This is a genomic window from Paraclostridium dentum, assembly GCF_012922555.1.
Taxonomy (GTDB): domain Bacteria; phylum Bacillota; class Clostridia; order Peptostreptococcales; family Peptostreptococcaceae; genus Paraclostridium; species Paraclostridium dentum.
The window spans coordinates 771229-792326 of sequence record NZ_WIPK01000001.1 but is presented as its reverse complement, the minus strand read 5'-3'; the positions used below and the strand labels follow the sequence as shown (position 1 = coordinate 792326).

Here is a 21098-nt window from a genome sequence, read left to right as displayed (position 1 = left end):
ATAGTATAAAACTAAAAATTAATATTAGAAATGAGATGATAACATGTATCTAGATTTAACGAATAAGCAAATACTGATACTTGAGTTTATAAAAGATCAATTAACTCAAAAAGGGTATCCACCTTCAGTTAGAGAAATTTGTGCAGCTGTTGATTTAAGATCTACATCAACTGTACACTCTCATTTAAATAAATTAGAAAAACTAGGGTATATTAGAAGAGATGCAACGAAACCTAGAGCAATTGAAGTTTTAGACTCTAATAAAGGTGAAGGTGTTAATGGTCTTAATCAAGAGGTTCTTCATTTACCTGTTATAGGTCAAATAACTGCTGGAGAACCAATTTTTGCAGAACAAAACATAGAAGAATACATACCATTACCTGCAAATTTTATTGTAGGCAAAGATAACTTTATATTAAAAGTAAAAGGCGAAAGCATGATAAATGCAGGTATTTTAGATGGAGACTATGTTATAGTTGATAAAGCTAACACAGCTTATAACTCTCAAATAGTAGTTGCATTAGTTCGAGAAGATAGTGCAACTGTTAAGAGGTTTTTTAAAGAAGAAAATCATATAAGATTACAACCTGAAAATGAATTTATGGAACCTATAATTTTAGACCCATCTGAAGTTAGTATACTAGGACATGTACGAGGTGTATTTAGAGTAATAAAATAAAGAGATATGTTTTATAGACATATCTCTTTATTTTTGTAATTTTAGATTTTATTATTTTAAATATTTCAAAATTATTTCTGCTAACATACATGAGATTCCTGCTACTAAAAAGCTATATCCACTTCCCTTTGATTTTTTTATTTCAGCTTCATACTTCTCTTCTATGTTTTTAATTTTATTATTAGTTTTTTTATCTTTCTTTACACCTTTTGATTGTTCTATACTTTGTAATTTTGTATCATATTCTTTCTTTGTATTTTTACAAGACATTAATAAACTTATACCTAAAACTAAAAATAGTACTCCCAATAATAAAAACATACCTTTTCCTCTTTCTTATTAAATTAAAGTTTCTATATATCATTTATTATATACTAAATTTTCTGATTTTTAAATTAACATATTGGAATAAATATACTATACTTATAATATATAGTATATAAGTAAACTTTTTAGGAGGGGATTTATGAGAAAAAATTCTGAAAAAATAGCTATACTAATACTTATCCCTATGCTCTTGTTTACTTTAGTTTTTACATTAAAAACTATGTGATAAATAAATAATAAATAAAAAAATAAATGAGCTGCAAATACTGTAGCTCATTTATTTTTTATTAAATTAAGTTCTTATATTGTTTTAAGAACTCCTTTATAGCTTGAGTTATTATTTCTTGTTTAGTATGGTCAGAATTGCTACATAATCGTTCAAACTCTTCCCATGTAGATTTTTCAACTTGAACTCTAGTGCTTTTTAAATCAGTCATATCACATTCTTCTATCAAAATATCCTTTTTAGATTTAGTTATCTTTGGCTTAAGTGATTTTATATCTTTAACCGATAAGTACCAGTCATAAACTTCACAAAGTTTATCTAAATCTTCAGCGCTCACATTAACCTTTGCTGGTTTAGATTTATATACCTTTTGGCTTTTTGTAGTGCTAGGTTTTGAACTTTTTTTAGAAGTAGTGCTAGAAGTATTATTTTTTTTTGCTTTTGTAGATGTTTTAGATTCTTTAGTTGCTGGTTTAAATGATTTAGTCGAATTCATTGTTAATTCTAATTGTTTTACAGCTTGATTTGAATCATTCACAGGAATATCATCTTTTTTTACATATTTTCCTTTTACTGATTTATATCCATTTTTATTTAAAAAACATCTTAAAGCTTTTATATCTGAATCTAATTGAGTTGCTATCTCATCAATTGAAATTCCTTTGTTTTGTAGTTTTAAAAACTTATCTAATTTTTGTTTATCCGTCATTTTTTTATCCCTCCAAACTAATCACTATAAATTATAACACGTAATTGGCATTAAATACAAAAAAACTCCAAACATATATTCGGAGTTTTAATTTACATTAACTTCGTATTTTATTTCTACTCTTCTTGATTTATCTCTATTGACACTATCATCATTATTTTTTATAGGTTCAGCTTTAGATCGACCTACAGCTATTATATCTTCTGTTAGTTTATCTTTATACTTATAATCCCCTATTTCTTCTCCAACTATAAAGTTTACAACACTAAAAGCTCTTCTTTGTGATAAGTCTAAGTTATATATATATGTTCCAACATCATCAGTATGCCCTTCTACTATAATTTTAGATATATAATCACCATAATCTTTATATATAGTTTCAGCGTACTTAGGAACAAATACTTTTAAAATTTCTTTAGCTTCTGGTTTTAACTGATCGCTATCTGTATCAAATAATGCAGTTTCTCCAAACGTAACTTCTCCACTTTCTTTATCAATTTCTATTGGAATTCCATTTTCTTTTAAAGTTTGTTTTACTGAGTTATTAACGCTACTTGCTATTCCTTGTTCTACTCCTCCAACCATACTTTCAGAGCTAATTAAAAGCATTATAACAACCATTAAAATAGTTGCTAATAAATCTGTAAATGTGGGCCAAAAATTGCTATGTTCTTCCTCTTTATTTACAGTTCTTCTATATTTATTTATCATACTCTAATTCCTCTTCTTCTTCATCATATAATTCAATTTCGTCTAATTCATCTAAATCGAAAGTTTGGTTGGGGTTATCATAATCTTCATTTATGTTATCCATCTTATACTCTTTAACAATTTCATACCCTTCATTATTTTTAACAATAGATTCTAGTGACATTGAATTTGACATGTCTAAAGCTTCTTTATATATGTCGATATACTTAAATACAAGTTCTAGTTGGTCAATGATTGATCTAGCCTGTTCATCTATAACAGATGTTAATTTATGTATATCCTCTTTTAAGTTTACATTGTTTTCATTCATACTATTTTGTTTTATAAGTAAATTATTTTCGTGAGAAATTAACTTCACCATAAGATCTTGTATATTTCTTTCATATAATGCAAATCCAGCATTTACATCCCTTATATAGTCTTTAATAGCAAGTTGACTTTGGTTTACTGTTTTTATATCTTTTGAAGACTCTTTTACATTTTCTACTATTTCATTGTAAATTTCACTTTGAGCTTCGTATGTATTAAATAATTTAACAAATTTTAAATTAAGTATACTAAATTGTTTATCTAATTTTCTTATACTTTGATCAAATGCCTTTATAGAATCATTTGATCCATTTAGCATATTGCCTAATTGCTCTATAGAAGATATAAAGTCATCGTTAAAGTCATGTAAATCTTTAGAAATTTTATCAAATCTTTCTATAGCGCTTATAGCTTTGCTAATATCCTTTATACATACCTTAATTTCATTTAACTTTGAATCTAAAACTTCTCCTTTGTCATTGCTAGATTTAACTGTCATAATATTTTCTAACTTAAGCATCAATTGTAATAGTATACTCTCACAATTTTTATATTTTATATATGCATTTATAGTTACTGAACATATTATCCCTACAATACTTGTAGCAAATGCAATTTGCATACTCCCAATAGCTAGAGTCATTGAATTTACGATATCGCTCTTATCGATACTTGCAAGAGTTATTGTAAGCCCTACAAATGTACCTAAAACTCCTAACAATATACATAATGAAGGTGAGCTTTTAACAGCCTTTATTTCATTTATTATTATTTTATTATCTTTAGAAAAGTCAGATATAACTTCTTCTACAAATGTATTCATGTTTATTTCTGCATATGGATATGTACTTTTATATGATTCGTACTTATTATTAGCAATAGATACTATATCACTTTCTTCTGGATTTAAATTTAACTCCTTCAATTTTTCTTGCACAAAATCATAGATTTTATTGTTTTTTATAACATTTATAACTGAGTGAATTATTGTAATACCTATAAATATTAATGTTATAGGATTTGTAAATATCGATGTAAATAAATTACTTATTATACTTCCCATACTAACCTCCTTAATTGAATGTGTTTTAATAATATATATGTACATACTAGTTAAAATAGACAAAAAATAAGAAGATACCTTTAGTTTAACTTCAAGGTACCTTCTAAGATATAAATACTATTTTTATACTCAAGCTACTTCTGATGAATTTATGGGTTTTATCTGTATTAATGTAGATAACTCAGAAGCTAATATTTAATGTAGAGAGTATTTTTAATAGTTAAATATTTAATCTTATTAAAGAATATGAATATACATATAAATATGTTACTTATTTTAGTATAAAAATTAATTTTAAAGGTAATACTATTATCAGTTAGGTTTTGAAGTTGGAAAGGGTCCAATACTCTACTTAAAGTTTTTAAGTAATTGTGAGAGATGCAGAATTACTCGCTCTGCCAAACCTAATTTAGATAGAAGAGTGTCTTTTATAAGGCACTCTTCATTTATGTTTAATTTAAAATATAAATTATGTATATATTTATATAGTGAAATTAAATACTTTGATATTAATATATATTAATATATAATTTTAGTATATAAAAATAATTTTAACTTATATTTAGGGGGGATCTTATGACAGTTTTTAAAGAACTATGTGATACATACAGTTTTATTAATAAATTAGATGAACCAATTAAAAATCTTATTGAATCTAGATTAGTGGTTGAAAGTTTCGATATAAACTCTGAAATAATAGCTAGAGGAGAACAGTGTAGAGGTTTTTCTTTAATTTTAAAAGGATCTATAAGAGTTTATAAAATTTCAGATAAAGGAAAAGAAGTAACTTTATATAAGCTTTCCAGCGGAGATACTTGCTATTTATCCATGTCTTGTATGTTATCAAATGAAGTTTTTCCGGCATTTGCAGAAGTTATAGAACCTACAAAGATAATTTTTATTCCAACTGACATTTTTAACAAGTATATATATAATACTCTAGATTTTCAAAAGTATATGGTTTCAAATTTATTTACTAAATATACAGAAGTGATAAATTTATTGGAAGAAATAGCTTTTGAACGTATGGATGTAAGAGTTTCTAAGTATCTATTAGATATTTCTAAAAGAACTAATAATAGTGATTATTTATATTTAACACAAGAAAAAATTGCTCAGGAGTTAGGAACTAGCCGTGAAGTAATAACTAGACTACTTACAGATTTTAAAAACAAAGATATAATAACATCTCAAAGAGGTAAAATAACTATAATTAATAGAGATAAATTGATTCACCTAAGCCAGTTATAAAGTTTTAATTGACTTATACTTACATATTATGTAAAATTATAAAAGAATTGAATAAACTTTCTATTCTCTTGTTGAGGGAGTAGCTAGCACGTAAAGTGTGATTAGATCAACATAATGACTATAAAGTCTGGTCTAGTCTTAAATAGCGAGACTCATACACGATTATTTTCGTGTATAAGTCTCGTTTTTTTTGTGCATATTATAAAAAGTTAAGGAGGAATAATAATTATGAGTTTAATATCAATTTTATTAACGTCAATTGCTTTATCTATGGATGCATTTGCGGTATCTATAACTAAAGGAATGACAATTAAAAATATAACCACAAAGTTAGCTTTTAAAATAGCTTTTTTCTTTGGTTTATTTCAAGGAGGAATGCCTCTAATTGGATGGGCACTAGGAATTAGCTTCGAAGGATACATAAAAGCTTTTGATCATTGGATTGCATTAATATTACTATCATTCTTAGGTATAAAAATGATATATGAATCTATTAAAGGTGAAGATGAGGATGAAGTTGCTTTAGATATCGCTCAAGATAATACTCAAAATAACTTTAATGAGAATGATATAAAAACAAAAGATTTAATAGTATTGTCTGTTGCTACTAGTATAGATGCACTTGCCGTTGGCGTTAGTTTTGCATTTTTAAATATATCTATAATCCCAGTTGTAAGCGCTATAGCTATAATAACTTTTATAGTGTGTTTTATAGGTGTTTTGATAGGAAAGCAAATAGGTCCAATATTAAAAAATTATGCCGAAATTATAGGTGGTATTATATTAATAGGTATAGGTATTAACATATTTAACGAGCATACAGGGTTTTTATCAAATTTTATTAACTTTTTTAAGTAAATTATAAAAAAATATGTGTTTTAACATAAAAAATGGATAAAATTAGCTTCTCGAACATTTGTTCGTGTATGCTTTTTTATCCATTTTTTCTATTATTTAGTTATATTTTCTATATTAAACTCCAAATGTCCATCTACAATCATATGAGTTAACTCATTTTCATATAGGTTATCTATTTTTTCATCTGTATATAATAAATACTTAGGCACATACATATCTTCTTCTTCATTAGGATTAATAGTTTCAAAAGGCGCTATGAGTATTTGATCAAAATTCAGAATTAACTTTGGAAGTTTTTTAAACACTTCTTCACTATTATCATAATTTTCTTTTGCTAAACTTTCATAAGCTTCAAAGCTCTTTTTATAATATAGGCTAGCTAGCATATATTCACATTTCTTATTACCTAACTTGCTTCCTTCTTTAAAATATTTTTCAGCTTCACTATCTTCATTTAATTTTAGACTCAATTGACCTAAATTAAATATAGATTCTATACACCCTTTTTCTCTTGTTTTTTCATACCAATACTTAGCACTTACATAATCTTTATAATAAATGCTATATATTATACCTAACATATGTTGTGAGTACCCATTATCCTCATTTGCGGGAACTTCAAATAACTTTTTAGAAAGCTCATATTCTTCTTTCTCAAATAAAATTTTCCCTAAATGAATCCTAGAATTTAAGTGATCTTTTTCAACAGCTTTTTCATAAAAACTTATCGCTTTATCATAATCATCTAATTCTTCATAAATAATCCCTAATCTATAAATTGCTTCGAGATCATTATTTTCAGCTGCTTTTAGATAATACTTAATTGCTAAATCAAAGTTTTTTAATTGTTCATATATATTACCAAGTTTGACTTGAACAGATGTTAAACCTTCTATCTGTTTGTAATAGTCAATTGCAGAATCTGTATCATTTATTTGTTTATAAAGATCTCCTAGATTTTCTACTGATTCTCTAAATCCATAATCTATACATTTTTTATACAGAGGAATAGCTTCCTCATACAATTTCTCTTCAAATAAAAGACCAGCTAAATTATTGGTAGCTTGTATTATGTCTTTGTCAGAAGCTTCTTTATAATACATTTTAGCTGTGTTTAAATCATTTTCTTTATTATATATATTGCCTAGTTTATAGCTAGATAATATATTGTTTTTATCATAAGCAATTTTATAGTAAAACTTAGCTTCTTCATAGTCTTCTTGCTCGTCATATATGTAAGCTAACCTAAAACTGCATTTTTCATTACCTTTTTCAGCAGCTTTTTTGTAATAAATTTTAGCTTCTTCATAATTTTGATCTGATTCAAATAAAAGACCTAAATTATAGCAAGCTTTTTCGTATCCTAATTTAGACAATTGTTTATAGTTTGAAATAGCATCTTTAAAGTCCCCATTTTCTTGATATATCATAGCTAAATTATATTTTGCATGATTATTTCCTAAAATAGAACCTCTTTTAAAGCAATCTATTGCATTTTGAACATCATTTGCATACCTATATAAAATACCTAGATTGAAAAGAGCATCAGAGAGTTTACCCTCACTAGCTTCCTTTAACCACCTTATAGAATTTTCGTAGTCTCTTAACTTAAAATAAATTACCCCTAAGTTATTTTGAGCTTTCAAATGCCCTAGTAATGCTATCTTTTCATACCAATATATAGCATATTCATATGCTTCTAAACTATAATAGATACTTCCCAAATCATAAGCAGCTTCTTCAACTCCACTTTTAAATGCAAGTTTAAGCCATTTTTCACATTCTTCTATATTACCCTCAGACTGATATAACTTGGCTAGAGTATATTGAGCCTTGTCATAGTGATTTATTGAAGCTTGAGTTAATAGCTCTATAGCATCATCAATCTTCCCTAATTTAATGTAAAGGCTAGCTTTAGCATACATTATCTTAGGATCAGTTGGGATATCTTTTATTTTTTTTATTGAAAATTTAATTTTATTCATAAACAATTCCCTACCTACCTTTTGTATTATATTATACATATTTTACCATAATATATCATTATACAATATATATCTAATATTATATATTATATCTCTATATTTTATATAAATTGCATATATTCTTATATTCTGTTAAAATTTATATAATTCTTATATGAATAGGAGGATAATAGTATGGATTTAGATATGTTATTTAAATTGCTAGTTTTTATAGTTATTGCAGGTATAGCTATAAAAAGTGTAAAGCTTATTGGAAATATAGTGTTTAAAATTGCTTTAATAGGACTTTGTCTACTAATATTATATAAAGTTATTATTTTAATATAATATTTTATACATAAACTACCACTGTATTTTTTACAGTGGTAGTTTTTAGATTACCTAGGAATTATATAAGCATCTTTAAATCCCTTATCTATAGCTTCTTTTAATACTCTATCTGCGTTTTCTCTTTCTTTGAAAGCACCTACACATACTGCCCATAACTGTTCTTTATTTGAGCTATTATCATACTTAAACTCAATTCCTAAAAATTTGCATATGCCTTTAGCTATTGCTGTTGTAAATTCATCTTGTTTATTTAACAACAGATCTATATCTTCAACATTGTCTATAAATGCTAACTCTATTAAAGCTGCAGCCATTTTTGTTTCTCTAACTACATGAAAATTACCTTCTTTTACGCCTCTATTTTCTGTGTATAAATGAGCCTTTACTAATTCTTCGTGTATATCATCTGCTAGCTTTCTATATTTCAACTTATAACAATATGTTTCTATACCTTTTGCTAATTTATTAAATGAATTGCAGTGCAATGACACAAAACAATCAGCTCCCCATTTGTTCGCTTCACTAGATCTATACTCAAGGGTTTTAAAAGTATCATTGCTTCTAGACATTTTAATATCTAAATCACAGTTTTTAAGTTTTTGCTCAAGTTTTTTTCCTATACTAAGTACTATATCTTTCTCAAGTATGTTATTAACTCCTATAGCACCACTATCATTTCCACCATGACCTAAATCTATATAAACTTTTTTCATATATTCATCATTCTCCTCTTGTAAATTTATATTATCTATTTACTTAAATAACCTTAATTCTACATTAGGCGTTTATATATCTTATTATGATTTCAAAGAAACTGTTACTAACATCTATAAAATAAAAATCGCCACCGATTCGCATATATCGGTGGCGATTTTTATTTTATACTATTTAGATCTATGTAAGCGTCCACTTGAGGAATATATAATAAGTCCTCTTTTATGTGTGTGTTTCCAAATTCTTTTAACTCTAATCCTTCTTCATCTTTTGTTATTTTATACTTAACAATTTGAGTTTCTTCATTTAACTCTCCAAAAAAATATGTACCCTCATATTGTTTAAACCTAAAACTAAAAGTATCTCTAGTTAATCGTATTTTAAAGCTTTTCATAACAAGTTCCTTTCGATATTAATTTAAAGTTATTAATATAGTATAAAAAAAATCATATTTATTCAAGCCTATATATTAAATTCATCGAAATTTAAACTTAATCTATATTTATTTTTATTAAATCATTATTTTTAGTTTTTATATTAACTATATTACCAGTTAAATTATAATCTAAAGCTTGCATAACTGTTTTTGCTAAGTTATCAGTATCTAAGACATCTGTTTTTAAATTAAGCCATTTAAGCCCATTTATTTTCACCATTCTTTTCACAAACTCAACAGGAAATTTTAAATTTATATTATCTCCACCACTAGATAGTATTTTAACTTTAAAAAGCCTATCATCAATTAAATTTACAGCTTTACTTCTCACCTTATAATTCCCCCTTGATACATATTTTTAACATCCTAAGTATTGAATTATATCTAATTACTTTAATAATATGCTATTATTCGAAGAAATATATTAACTTTATTTAAATTGAGATTATTTTAATAAAAGAAATTAAAATAAAGTGTATAACTAAATGTTTACGTTGTAGATAAAATTTTGAAAATTAAATTCAGTTTAAAATAAAGTTTTTTGAAAAATATATTAAAGTTTTAAAGATATTTAATATATTTTTAACATAAATTTACATTTGTATAAGTGTTTAAAAATTTAATCTATACACATATCATGTTAATTCTTAAATTTTGAATTTTAAGTATGAAATCTAACTATTTTAGTGAATTTATAGAATTTACAATATATTCCATAAATTTCCAAATATATTGAAATTTTCCCAATATAATATACAATTATCTTGACTAGGAAATGTTTTCCTAAGAGAGTTATTCCTAATAAAAATTTTATATGAAATGGGATGGTATTTTATGGATCAAAAAGAACTAAAAAGATTTAACTTTAATAGTTGGGCCTTTATTGTCAGCTATGCCTTTATGGGACTTATGAGTGGAGTTGCTTTTGACGTCTTAGTAACTTTTTTACAGCAAGTTAATATCTCTACAGCAAGTTCTTTCTCCTCTTTTATGGGGATGAGTAATTTCGTATGTGCCGCAATTTTAATTTTAGCACCAAAGCTTGGATACAAAAAGCTTATAATTACAGGGCCTATAATGACTATAGCTGCATTAATAGCTATATCATTTGTGGATGTAAGTTTTATTTACCCTGTTGCTACACTAGCAATACTTGTAGGTGTTGCATTATTTGATGTTGTGCTACCACCTTATCTTACAGCTTATACTACTGAGAAAGAAAGAACTAAAGTTTTTTCTAGAGCATTGTATATAAATGTTATAGGTATGGTATTGGCAACTTGGTTTGGAGGAACTATTGCAGTATCTAGATTTGCAAGTAGATTAAAAATATCTAACTCTCAAGCAAGTGCAATAACTGAAAATATTAAAGGAATGACTTCTCACCAATTACATGAATTTATATTAGCTCAAAGAGACGTATTACTTATGTTTGTCGTAATTGCAGCACTTTCGCTTATACCTCTTTTATTTATAAAAGAGAAAAAAGAAGATTACTGCGAAGAAACTACTAGTAAAGAGAAAAAATCTTTTGATTGGTCAATATTTAAAAACAAGTATGTTGTACTATGGCTTGTATACTATGCTATGATAAGATTTGGAGCATCATTAATTTGCCCTTACTTCTCAGTATTCTTAAATAATGAACTAGGTATATCAAGAGCTACAACTTCTCAACTTGTATCTTATCAATACTTTGCAATGGTTTTATTCTTATTAATATCACCATGGGTTGTAAAAAAACTAGGAAATGTTATTGCTTTAGGTGGATTAGCACTTTTATCTATACCATTTATGTTGATAATTGCAAATGGTACAGTATTTGGATCTGGAATGGTTTTAGCCGTTGGAGCTGGTCTATTCTTTAGATCAGGATTTATGAACTGTGCAAATCCTATAATGAACTCTCTCCCAATGGAGTTTGTTTCGAAAAACTCTAGACCTGCATATAATTCACTTATATTTGTAGCAGGAGGTGTTACATCTATAATAGCAGGTCAATTTACAAAATTATTCTTATTTAAAATACCAGGTGGATATTCAAAAGCTTATTATATAACAGCTGTTATTTATGTCCTATCATCTGTACTTCTAATAGTTGTGTATAATAAAAAATACAACAGACATGGACAAGATAACAAGGAAGATCAAACTGCATAATATACATAAAAAAAGGAACTATATCAATATAGTTCCTTTTTTATTCAACTAACTATCATTTCATATTCCTCTTTAATTAAATTTCATTTTATGATAAAATCTTTCTAGTATTGAATTAATCTAAATTAAATATTTTAACATGCATGAAGAGGAGATATATCAAATTGTTTAATTACATTAAATTTGCAACCTTTCAAATTATAGGTTTCTTATTATCTATTTTTAAATTAAAGAAGTTTTCAAAGTTTCCTGATAAATTCACAATGGAAAATAAATTTTCTTTTTTACAAAAACAAGCTAAAAACTCTTTAAAATTAGTTAATATAGATGTTCGTATAATTGGTGAGGAAAAAATTCCAAAAGAACCTGTGCTATTTGTTGTTAATCATTCCAGTATGCTAGATAGTTATATATTAATATCTAGTGTAAATAGACCTGTAGGTTGTGTAATAGCTGATGAACCAGTATGGAAAAACATACCTATAGTTTCTAAATGGGCCGCTATAATAAAATGTGTATATATAAATAGACACGACAATAGACAAGGTTTAAAAAGTATTATAGAAGCTTCTAATAATATAATAAACGGCCAAAGCATGGCAATCTTTCCTGAAGGAGATTTAACATGGGTAAAAGATGATCATTCTATAATATCAGAATTTAAAAGTGGGGCATTAAAAATAGCATATAAAGCTAAATGTCCAATCGTACCGATTGTTATAAAAAATTCAAAAGAAACTTACCATGGATATGAACCAGTAGGTAAGATTAAATCTACCAATGTAGAAGTTGAATTTTTAGACCCTGTTTATGATCATATAGAAAATCCTAAAATTAAAACTATTGATTTAGGAGAAAGTATTAGGGAAGATATGATAGAGTCAATTTTAAACTTTAATTTTAAATATAAAAAAGCTATATCTAAATAGATATAGCTTTTTTATATTTAATCATTTTTTGGTTTTTCATATATAGATTGTTTTATTATTTCTTTAAACATTAATGGTTTATTTATATAAGGTTTTGTATCTACAATTGTATTAGAGTTTATACAAGTTTTTATATATCCATTTTCATCTAAAAATATTTCATTACACTTTAAGCATATACTACACTTGTCATTATGAGTATCTCTACTTATTACACCTTTTGAATCATCTAACTTATAATAATCCATTCTTCCGTTTACATAATTTAATTTATGTATCTCTTTTATGCTTTCTAAAACTTCTTTAACATTTATATATCCTTTGTTAAAGAAGCTCATACAGTTAGGATCTGGAACAAGTTCAGAAAAAGAAACCTCTACTGGCAAATATTTTGTTAAGTTAATAAAATCAAAAACTTCATCAGTGTTAAAATCATTTATAAGAGTACAAATTATTTTTGTATTTAGTTTAAAGCTTATACATTTATTAATAAGATCTAATACTTCATTTATATTTATATTGTGATTTAACTTTTTATATTTATATTGCTTTAAGGATTCTAGTCTAACACTTATATTTGTAAGTCCATACGATTTAAGCTCACTAATTTTACTATATATTCCAAATCCATCTGTAACTATTCCTATATGGTTAACATTACACTCACTATTAATATAATTAATTATGTGGCATAAGCTAATTGAATCTATATTGTCATTTAGCTCAAATTCAATATCATCTATTCCCAAATTAATTAATTCTTTAACTACAAATTTTAAATTATCAATATTTAAAATAAAATCTTTACCTAAAGATATAACAAGTTTATGAATATCTCTTTTATATCTATCTATCATAATTACAACACCTCTTTATAAAACCAAACTACCTTTTATCTTTTCTATGTGAAAGATCACCATTATTTTTAACTAGTAATACCTCTGCCATAATTCCAAAAGCTATTTCTGAAACACTACTTGAAGAGATATTAATTCCTACAGGTGCATATATAGATTCTAATAATTTTTTCTCTACACCTTCACTTATTAATTCCTCTTTTAAAGCTTTCCATTTTTTACGACTGCCTATCATACCTATATAAGCTGCTTTGGAGTTTATAACCTCTCTCAAAGCTTCTATATCTTTTTCATAACCTCTAGTAGCAATTACTATATATGTATTGTCATCAATGTTAATTTTGTTTAAAATTTCACTTATATCACCTGAGTAAACTTTTTCTGCATCTGGGAATCTCTCTTCATTTGCAAATTCATGTCTATCATCTACTATAATAGAATAAAAATCTAATCCTTTTGATATATTATATAAAGAATGACCTATATGGCCTCCACCAATAATTAATAATTTTGGCTTTGGTTTAAATACCTTTATATAACCTTTTACATATCCTCCACATTTCATAGTGGTTTCTAGTGATTCCTCTGTAAGTGAATAATCAAAATTGAAATCTTCTCCTGTTTTAATACATTCCCTACATTTATTTATAACAACATTTTCTAGTATTCCGCCACCTATAGTTCCTATTACAGAATCATCTTTAAATACAGCCATTACAGCGCCTTGTTTACCAGGGCTTGAGCCTTTGACATCTGTAAGAGTTACAAAACACACTCTATTACCTAATTCTAAATCTTCATACACTTTCTTTAAAATATATTCATTCATCTATATATCACTCCAATTCATAAGGACAGCCTCTAAAACTCCTCCAGCTATGCATCTAGCTTTATCAGATATAGTTTCGCAATTTTTAAGTTCACTTTTTCTAGGGTCTATATCGGCAATTTTAAGATTTTTTTTAATTTTACTGTTATTTCTTATAATACCTCTTATAATACCATCCATAGTGGCTAACACATCAACTGAGTTTTTACCATTTTCTATTTTAGCAATAACTTGATTTTTATAAACTAAATCTCCTATATCACAAATGTTTTTTATAATACCATCTTCAGTTGAATAAATTACTCTTTCCTTACTAAAGCCATTAATATTTCCTGGGATACCTGTATTTTTAATTGCATAACCTTTAGTTATTATTCTTCCTAAATCATGCCCTCTCATTGTTTCTATTACAAAATCAACATCAAATCCAGCTTCAAATCCAGGACCTAATCCAATTGTAATAGGAGCCATATCTTTATTTGTACCTAAATTTTTTTTTGCAATTATAGCATCTATTACAACTTTTGGTTTTAATTTATTAATTAAGATACCCTCAGGATCAATAGTTACACAAACTTTTTTTGATAAAAAAGCTTTTTTTAAGTCATCTTCGTTATTTACAAATTTACAAATAACTCCATCTATACACACTTCACCATCGTAAATAGCTTCACTAAAACATACTTTTCTTCTTATAGACAAAGGATCTTTTACTTCCAATGCTAAAACATTAAATCCACATCTACTAAGTTTATGTATAACTCCAGTTGCTATATCTCCAGCACCTCTAACTATAATAAGCTTGTCCACTATTTCCTACCCCCCTTTAATATGTTAATACTATTATACAATACATACCCCCATATATTATAATAATTTTACATAATTATACAAATAAAAAATCTACGCAAATAGAAGAAGCCCTTATCTATTAAAAATAGATAAGGGCCCCTCAAAACAAATTATTATTATTATTTAACGGTAGTAACATTATAACAAAGGAACTTGATACTTTGCAAGTATATTTTATTTAATTCCTATAATTTGGCCTATTGTTAAAAATATCATACATGAAATAAACAGTTTTATAATTAGTGGCATTACAAATCTCAACCATTTAGAATAAGGTATATTTGCAAGAGCTAGTGCTCCCATTAAAACTCCCGATGTAGGAGTTATAACATTTGTAAGTCCTACCCCAAATTGATAAGCAGTAACTATTAGCTGAACCGATACTCCAACTAAATCAGATAGTGGTGCTAAAACAGGTATTGTAAGAGAAGCTAGTCCAGATGATGATGGAATTAAAAATGCCAATGCAGCTTCTAGAAACAACGTTAAGTTAACAAAAACTACTTTTGGTAAGTTTTGTAGGTATCCTGCTGCTGAATTCAACATAGTATCTATTATAAATCCATTTTGGGCAATTATAACTATTCCACGTGCTAATGCTATTGCAAGGGCTGCTGATACTAAATCCTTAGCTCCCTCTATAAATGAAATAGCAATAGTCTCTTGATTAAGTCCTCCTATAATACCAGCTAAAACTCCAATAGCAATAAAGATCATAGCAATTTCAGATATATACCATCCAAGTTTTAAAACTCCAAATATCATCATTGTCATTCCCACTGCAAATATAATTAATACTCCTATTTCTTTAGGTGTAAACTCTTTTATATTAGAACTCTCCATTTGAATATGTTTTTTAGTTTCCAAATCTAGATTATAAACTATAGATTTTTTTGGATTTTTCTTAATTTTTCTAGCATAAAAAATTACAAATGTAATAGAAATTGTTATCAAGATTATATATATTAAAAATCTAAAACCGATACCCGATCCAGGTGTTATTTGCGCTAATGCCTGAGCTATACCAACTGAAAAAGGATTTATAGTTGATGCTATATTACCTGTCATAGCTCCTAAAAATACAGTAGCTACAGCAGTAAGTGAATCATATCCAATAGTTAACATTAGAGGTACAAATATCATATAAAATGGTAATGTTTCTTCTGCCATTCCAAATACTGTACCTCCTAAGCTAAACAATATCATAGATATAGGTATTATTATAATTTCGTTTCCTCTTAGTTTTTTTACAACAGCATTAATCCCAGCTTCTATAGCACCTGTCTTATTAACTATCCCAAATGATCCTCCAACTAATAAAACAAATCCTACAATCTCTGCAGCATCTACAAAACCATCTATTGGAGCTCTAAATATATCATCAATGTTTTGAGGGTTTTCCTTGACATATTCATAGGTATTTGGAATTACCACCAACCTATTATCTATTTCTTTACGCTGAAATTGACCACTTGGTATAATCCAAGTTAAAATAGCCATAAAAACTATTAGTAAAAATATTATTGTAAATGTATGTGGGATGACTAATCGTTTTTGCTTATTCATAGAATAACTAATTCCTCCTTAAATAAAGCTTATCTCTATTAGTTATTACCAATTTTATAATTTATATATTTTATTACTTTAATTACCAGGTTACGATTAACCTACTTTCTTCATAGTATAAATTAATGTTAGGGGGGATTTTTGTGACATCTTTTATTATGTATGGTTTATGTATACTGATAACACTTATTTCTTTTTTTAAAGACAGGGAAAAAACCAAGAATGCTTATATAAATGCAGCGAAATCCTTTGAAAATATTATGCCTCAATTTCTTTGTATAGTTATAATAATTGCTATAATTCTAGCTATTACTAATCCTGTTTCTATTTCTAAGTTTATAGGTCCAAATTCAAGTATTTTGGGAGTATCGATAGCCTCTTTTATAGGTTCTATAACTACGATGCCTACATTTGTAGCTTTCTCTACTGGAGATATATTATTAAAAAGCGGAGCGGGTTACTCTCAAGTAGCGGCTTTCATATCAACATCTACAATGGTTGGAATCTTAACATTCTCACTAGAATCTAAATATATTGGCAAAAAAGCTGCATTCTACAGGAATTTTATAGCTTTCTTATTTGCATTTTTAGTAGCGGCTTTCATAGGAGGAGTATTAGTATGAGTACTTTAACATTAGTAATAAAAAGATATAAATATTTTTTTATAAGTTCATTCATTTGTATTTTAATATGTTTATATAATATAAATATAGGATATAAAATTTTTAATATTACAACTTCCAGTTTAATCCAAATGCTATCTATTCTTCCTCCAGTAATGGTTATGTTAAGTCTTTTAGATATTTGGGTTCCTAAAAAATATTTTATAAAGTATATGGGTGATAACTCTGGTATTAAAGGTATATTTATTTCTTTTTTAATAGCATTTTTTTCTGCTGGCCCAATGTATGCTGCATTTCCATTTACAGCTGTACTTATCAAAAAGGGAGTTAAATTTTCTAACATTATTATTTTTCTTAATGCTTGGTGTGTTACTAAATTTTCAACATTATTATTTGAAATTGGAGCGTTGGGATATAAGTTTACTATACTTCGATTAATAATTGATATTCCAGGAGTTATAATAATGGGATATTTAGTTGACTATCTTATGAGAAAGCGAATAGATATAAGTTAAAAATTTTAGTTGAATTTTATATGAAAAGGGGTAGTTTGATATGTCGTCTAACGTTTATGTTGTGATTCAAAAAGACTTAGGGTATATGCTAACTATAAATGAATCATCTGTAACTTGCGAAGAATTTAGAAAAACATGTGATGCAATAGTTCGTGAATTCGGAAAAGATGTGTTTATACTGCATCAAAAACTTATTGAAGTATATGGGTTTGAAAAGGCATCTATTCAGTGTACGTATATGGTTGAATAAATAAAAGATCCACAATTATTACACCTAATAATTGTGGATCTTTTATTTATAACACATGTAAAATTAAATATTTAAATATCTAAAATTTTTTTATACTCATCAGAGTTTAAGCGTTTAATAAATTCAGATATAAGTTTAACTGTATTATCATGATGTCATCTTTAAGCATTGATATAACTGAATTTAAATAAGGGTATATCTCCAAATGTCAGTAGAAGATGTCAGTGCAAATAATAAATTATGAAATTATAGATTTTATCAACAATTTATCCACAAAACTATCCACAATAAAAAGACTAGGTATGTTCCTAGTCTTTTTTAATAAAAAATATTTTTTATGTAAGGACATGCAACTTTTAATAGTTGTTTATCATATGCTATAACATGCGTAGCGAATGTATAAGCGTTAAACGACGCAGGTCGTAGTGTTACATGAGAGAAGTGTTTATGTTAGCCTATAGCAACTTAGGATACATATGCCTATTTTTTTAACATGTGTGAACGCATTGAAAATGCTACATCCTTTAATTTGGTACCGAAACTTATGTCGGTACCAAATTTATTTTTTAATATTTTAACATTATAAAATCCCTATTAAGAAGCAATAGGGATTTCTAATTTTTTAATAGGTTTTGGTAAGTCGACAACAAATGCACTATAATTCTTAGTCGTCTTTATTAATGCTAAGGCACTATATCTATCTAGGTTTAATAAATCTTCTTCCTCATACCCAAATGCAAGTAAATTAGATTTTAAATCTTGATACGCTTTAACATCTGCTCCTTGTAATAATAAGTAAGATGTACCAGAAGCCTTTAAAGCTTCTTTACATTGTTGGGTTAACTGATTAAGATAATGCAAAGCTACGATAGAAACTAAATCAAACTTTCTAGCTTCTACAAATATATCTTGATATAACAATTGGCAATTATGACACTTATAGAATTCATCAAATAATATAAAAGTCTTTGGTTGCTTTCCAGTAGCTAAAATCTGTTTTGCTAGCCAAATTTTACTTAGAAAAAATGTAGCTATTATATTTCTTATCATCTTAGATGGGAACTTACTCTCAGGTATCTTTATTAAGATAACCTTGTTTTGTTCTAATAACTCTACGAAGTTTAAATTATCTTTACTTGATTTCATAAATGCTAATTTTGTATGAGAACTAGTTTTAAGATGTATAGATCTGTCTATAATACCTTCGATTTTATTATCATTATTTGATATACTACCGTCTTTTTCTTTTTTATCTAATTCTTTTAATGTACAAACTTCATCCTCCAGTAATTCATGCATTTCCTCTTTTATAGATTCTATAAAATATTTTCTTTTGCTTGGTACAGTAAGACAATTTAAAATATCTTTCAAACTTGCATCATACTTACTTGTAAACACAATAGTTCCAGCAGCATATAGATATTTAAGCATCTTAGGACTTAACTTACTTGCATCATCATTTATAGAATCTAAAAGGACTGCTATTTGTTGTGTATGAAGTATAGCGTTTGAAATCTTTTCATAGTCTGTCATATTAGAATTTATAGCTACTTCATTATATGAAAAACATTGTATTTGATTCGGATTACTACAATCAATTTCAATTAGCTTTTCAGTAGGAGTTATAGCCTTTATAGCTTCAGATAGTTCACAGTTATTTATAATATCTATATTAACTAAACCATAACCTTTATTTATTATATCGTAAGCATTATTTGTCATGAATGTAGTTTTACCAGCTCCCATACATCCTAAATAAGCCATGCCTAATCTACCCAACTGTTCATCATCAGATTTAAACGAATCTGTTCTAGTTTCTTTAACCTTTACATTTCCAAGCCTAAAGAATCCATTTTGAAGTTCCTCTGGCACTTTATTTTCTAATACACTTATATGTTCCATGTCTTTAAATTGATTTATAAGCTCCCTTCCAGGCATAGCTAAGAAATTACTACACTCTTGAGTAGATGTTTGATTTATTCCGCAAGGAAACTTGTAATCGCAAATATCAAATGATTCCTTCATTTCATCATAAATCAATCCATTATCTTCATCTATTATGCTAAAAGCTTCAGCTGTAGCTCTAGCATTAATATCTTGATTTTGTTTGTCATCACTTTCTGATAAAACTACTATTTGGCTTCTGCATAATGTGCAATTTTCTTTTTTTACAGTAGCTTTTGAAAGTTCTCTATTTTGAAATAAAGTTATGTTGTTTTGAATTGGTTGCTTTAGATCCGCCTGTATTTTATCTATAAAACCATCTATAGAATTAATTAAAAATATAGCCGCTACTTTTAAAATGTATTTTATATTTTTCTTATTTTTATCTAAAGGTTTATGCTTATTAAATTTTTCAGTTATCTCTCTATGATACTCCTTGAATGAATTTAGAATAGTTTGACTTGACGGAACAAAATTATATACTATACCTAATTTATCATTAGTTTCCGATTCTAATATTTCTAGTAAATTCAAAGTACTAGATAAAAGTTCATTATTCCTTTTATCCACCGCCAAGCTTAAAGCATCTTCCTTCTTATAACTTAAACTATATTTAGTAGCATCTTCGTTGAATTGAGGTAACTCTTTAACTTCTTTTATTTCTATATTTCTCCATGTATCAGAAATTCTATCTTTAAATAGTCTCTTGTATGGTTTGGGTATTATGAAATAAAACTCAATTTTCTTTTTTTCTAAATATATATAGTAACTAACTTTAGATTTAGTTTTAAAAAATAACTTTTTTTCTTCCTTATAAATTCGTTTATTAAAATCTAAGTACAATTTATTTACTAATTGGGCTAGCTTATCCGATGAATTGTTTCTCGTTGATGAATGTGGAATAAGTTTGAAATAAACATACTCTGGATTTACTAACTCAAAATATTTATCTAGTCTTATACTCTTTGTTTTCAT

At 26.7% G+C, this 21098-nt stretch carries 22 protein-coding genes; 9 read left to right on the top strand and 13 right to left on the bottom strand.

What is annotated here, in order from left to right; genetic code table 11:
* The first annotated feature begins 43 nt into the window (after nucleotides 1–43).
* Complete coding sequence (lexA, locus tag GFJ41_RS03745; RefSeq protein WP_021430583.1) at nucleotides 44–679, top strand: transcriptional repressor LexA; 636 nt, start codon at nucleotides 44–46, stop codon at nucleotides 677–679.
* Between the two features lie 51 nt (nucleotides 680–730).
* Here lexA and GFJ41_RS03740 read toward each other — a convergent pair whose 3' ends face one another.
* The 4 genes from GFJ41_RS03740 to GFJ41_RS03725 form a co-directional block, all read right to left on the bottom strand.
* Nucleotides 731–1000 carry a hypothetical protein gene (locus tag GFJ41_RS03740; protein WP_170074653.1) on the bottom strand — a complete coding sequence of 90 codons (270 nt, stop codon included), beginning with the start codon at nucleotides 998–1000 and terminating at the stop codon, nucleotides 731–733.
* Nucleotides 1001–1293: 293 nt separating this feature from the next.
* Nucleotides 1294–1941: a DNA-binding protein gene (locus tag GFJ41_RS03735; RefSeq protein ID WP_170074652.1), complete on the bottom strand. Its 648-nt coding sequence runs from the start codon at nucleotides 1939–1941 to the stop codon at nucleotides 1294–1296.
* An 87-nt stretch (nucleotides 1942–2028) separates the two neighbouring features.
* On the bottom strand, nucleotides 2029–2652 hold the full coding sequence (locus tag GFJ41_RS03730) for an OmpA family protein (RefSeq protein WP_170074651.1): 624 nt from the start codon (nucleotides 2650–2652) through the stop codon (nucleotides 2029–2031).
* Nucleotides 2642–4024: a MotA/TolQ/ExbB proton channel family protein gene (locus tag GFJ41_RS03725; protein ID WP_170074650.1), complete on the bottom strand. Its 1383-nt coding sequence runs from the start codon at nucleotides 4022–4024 to the stop codon at nucleotides 2642–2644. Before GFJ41_RS03725 ends, GFJ41_RS03730 begins: the two co-directional genes overlap by 11 nt.
* Nucleotides 4025–4600: 576 nt before the next feature.
* On the opposite strand from GFJ41_RS03725, the gene GFJ41_RS03720 reads away from it, so the two are divergent.
* The gene (locus GFJ41_RS03720) at nucleotides 4601–5275 is read left to right on the top strand and encodes a Crp/Fnr family transcriptional regulator (RefSeq protein WP_025163144.1); all 675 of its coding nucleotides are present in this window, start codon (nucleotides 4601–4603) and stop codon (nucleotides 5273–5275) included.
* Nucleotides 5276–5503: 228 nt separating this feature from the next.
* Nucleotides 5504–6133: a manganese efflux pump MntP gene (locus GFJ41_RS03715; protein ID WP_170074649.1), complete on the top strand. Its 630-nt coding sequence runs from the start codon at nucleotides 5504–5506 to the stop codon at nucleotides 6131–6133.
* Between the two features lie 92 nt (nucleotides 6134–6225).
* On the opposite strand, the gene GFJ41_RS03710 is transcribed toward GFJ41_RS03715, so the two are convergent.
* Nucleotides 6226–8118, bottom strand: a complete 1893-nt coding sequence (locus GFJ41_RS03710; protein WP_170074648.1) for a tetratricopeptide repeat protein — start codon at nucleotides 8116–8118, stop codon at nucleotides 6226–6228.
* A 174-nt stretch (nucleotides 8119–8292) separates the two neighbouring features.
* Between GFJ41_RS03710 and GFJ41_RS03705 the strand changes: the two genes are divergently transcribed.
* Nucleotides 8293–8445 carry a hypothetical protein gene (locus GFJ41_RS03705; protein WP_021432924.1) on the top strand — a complete coding sequence of 51 codons (153 nt, stop codon included), beginning with the start codon at nucleotides 8293–8295 and terminating at the stop codon, nucleotides 8443–8445.
* A gap of 50 nt (nucleotides 8446–8495) precedes the next feature.
* Here GFJ41_RS03705 and GFJ41_RS03700 read toward each other — a convergent pair whose 3' ends face one another.
* The 3 genes from GFJ41_RS03700 to GFJ41_RS03690 form a co-directional block, all read right to left on the bottom strand.
* On the bottom strand, nucleotides 8496–9161 hold the full coding sequence (locus tag GFJ41_RS03700; protein WP_170074647.1) for an N-acetylmuramoyl-L-alanine amidase: 666 nt from the start codon (nucleotides 9159–9161) through the stop codon (nucleotides 8496–8498).
* A gap of 161 nt (nucleotides 9162–9322) precedes the next feature.
* Nucleotides 9323–9556: a hypothetical protein gene (locus GFJ41_RS03695; protein WP_021430573.1), complete on the bottom strand. Its 234-nt coding sequence runs from the start codon at nucleotides 9554–9556 to the stop codon at nucleotides 9323–9325.
* A 97-nt stretch (nucleotides 9557–9653) separates the two neighbouring features.
* Complete coding sequence (locus GFJ41_RS03690; RefSeq protein ID WP_021432921.1) at nucleotides 9654–9929, bottom strand: hypothetical protein; 276 nt, start codon at nucleotides 9927–9929, stop codon at nucleotides 9654–9656.
* 503 nt (nucleotides 9930–10432) lie between these two features.
* Between GFJ41_RS03690 and GFJ41_RS03685 the strand changes: the two genes are divergently transcribed.
* A complete protein-coding gene (locus GFJ41_RS03685; RefSeq protein ID WP_021430571.1) occupies nucleotides 10433–11758 on the top strand; it encodes an MFS transporter in 1326 nt (441 codons plus the stop codon).
* A 164-nt stretch (nucleotides 11759–11922) separates the two neighbouring features.
* Complete coding sequence (locus tag GFJ41_RS03680; protein ID WP_142731106.1) at nucleotides 11923–12687, top strand: lysophospholipid acyltransferase family protein; 765 nt, start codon at nucleotides 11923–11925, stop codon at nucleotides 12685–12687.
* A gap of 17 nt (nucleotides 12688–12704) precedes the next feature.
* Here GFJ41_RS03680 and GFJ41_RS03675 read toward each other — a convergent pair whose 3' ends face one another.
* The 4 genes from GFJ41_RS03675 to GFJ41_RS03660 form a co-directional block, all read right to left on the bottom strand.
* Complete coding sequence (locus tag GFJ41_RS03675; protein WP_021431003.1) at nucleotides 12705–13544, bottom strand: radical SAM protein; 840 nt, start codon at nucleotides 13542–13544, stop codon at nucleotides 12705–12707.
* A 28-nt stretch (nucleotides 13545–13572) separates the two neighbouring features.
* Nucleotides 13573–14373: an XdhC family protein gene (locus tag GFJ41_RS03670; protein ID WP_025162949.1), complete on the bottom strand. Its 801-nt coding sequence runs from the start codon at nucleotides 14371–14373 to the stop codon at nucleotides 13573–13575.
* Nucleotides 14374–15183 carry a selenium-dependent molybdenum cofactor biosynthesis protein YqeB gene (gene yqeB / locus GFJ41_RS03665; protein WP_170074646.1) on the bottom strand — a complete coding sequence of 270 codons (810 nt, stop codon included), beginning with the start codon at nucleotides 15181–15183 and terminating at the stop codon, nucleotides 14374–14376. It abuts the gene before it with no gap.
* 216 nt (nucleotides 15184–15399) lie between these two features.
* Nucleotides 15400–16791, bottom strand: a complete 1392-nt coding sequence (locus GFJ41_RS03660; RefSeq protein WP_035116268.1) for a YfcC family protein — start codon at nucleotides 16789–16791, stop codon at nucleotides 15400–15402.
* Nucleotides 16792–16934: 143 nt separating this feature from the next.
* Here GFJ41_RS03660 and GFJ41_RS03655 point away from each other — a divergent pair, with 143 nt between their 5' ends.
* From GFJ41_RS03655 to GFJ41_RS03645, 3 genes are read left to right on the top strand one after another with little or no spacing between them, the layout of a single operon-like run.
* A complete protein-coding gene (locus GFJ41_RS03655) occupies nucleotides 16935–17414 on the top strand; it encodes a permease (RefSeq protein WP_035116270.1) in 480 nt (159 codons plus the stop codon).
* Nucleotides 17411–17929: a permease gene (locus tag GFJ41_RS03650; RefSeq protein WP_170074645.1), complete on the top strand. Its 519-nt coding sequence runs from the start codon at nucleotides 17411–17413 to the stop codon at nucleotides 17927–17929. The genes GFJ41_RS03655 and GFJ41_RS03650 overlap by 4 nt, the downstream gene beginning before the upstream one ends.
* 40 nt (nucleotides 17930–17969) lie before the next feature.
* Complete coding sequence (locus tag GFJ41_RS03645; protein WP_035116276.1) at nucleotides 17970–18179, top strand: hypothetical protein; 210 nt, start codon at nucleotides 17970–17972, stop codon at nucleotides 18177–18179.
* A gap of 594 nt (nucleotides 18180–18773) precedes the next feature.
* Here the strand turns inward: GFJ41_RS03645 and GFJ41_RS03640 are convergent.
* Nucleotides 18774–21098: a type IV secretory system conjugative DNA transfer family protein gene (locus GFJ41_RS03640; RefSeq protein WP_170074644.1), complete on the bottom strand. Its 2325-nt coding sequence runs from the start codon at nucleotides 21096–21098 to the stop codon at nucleotides 18774–18776.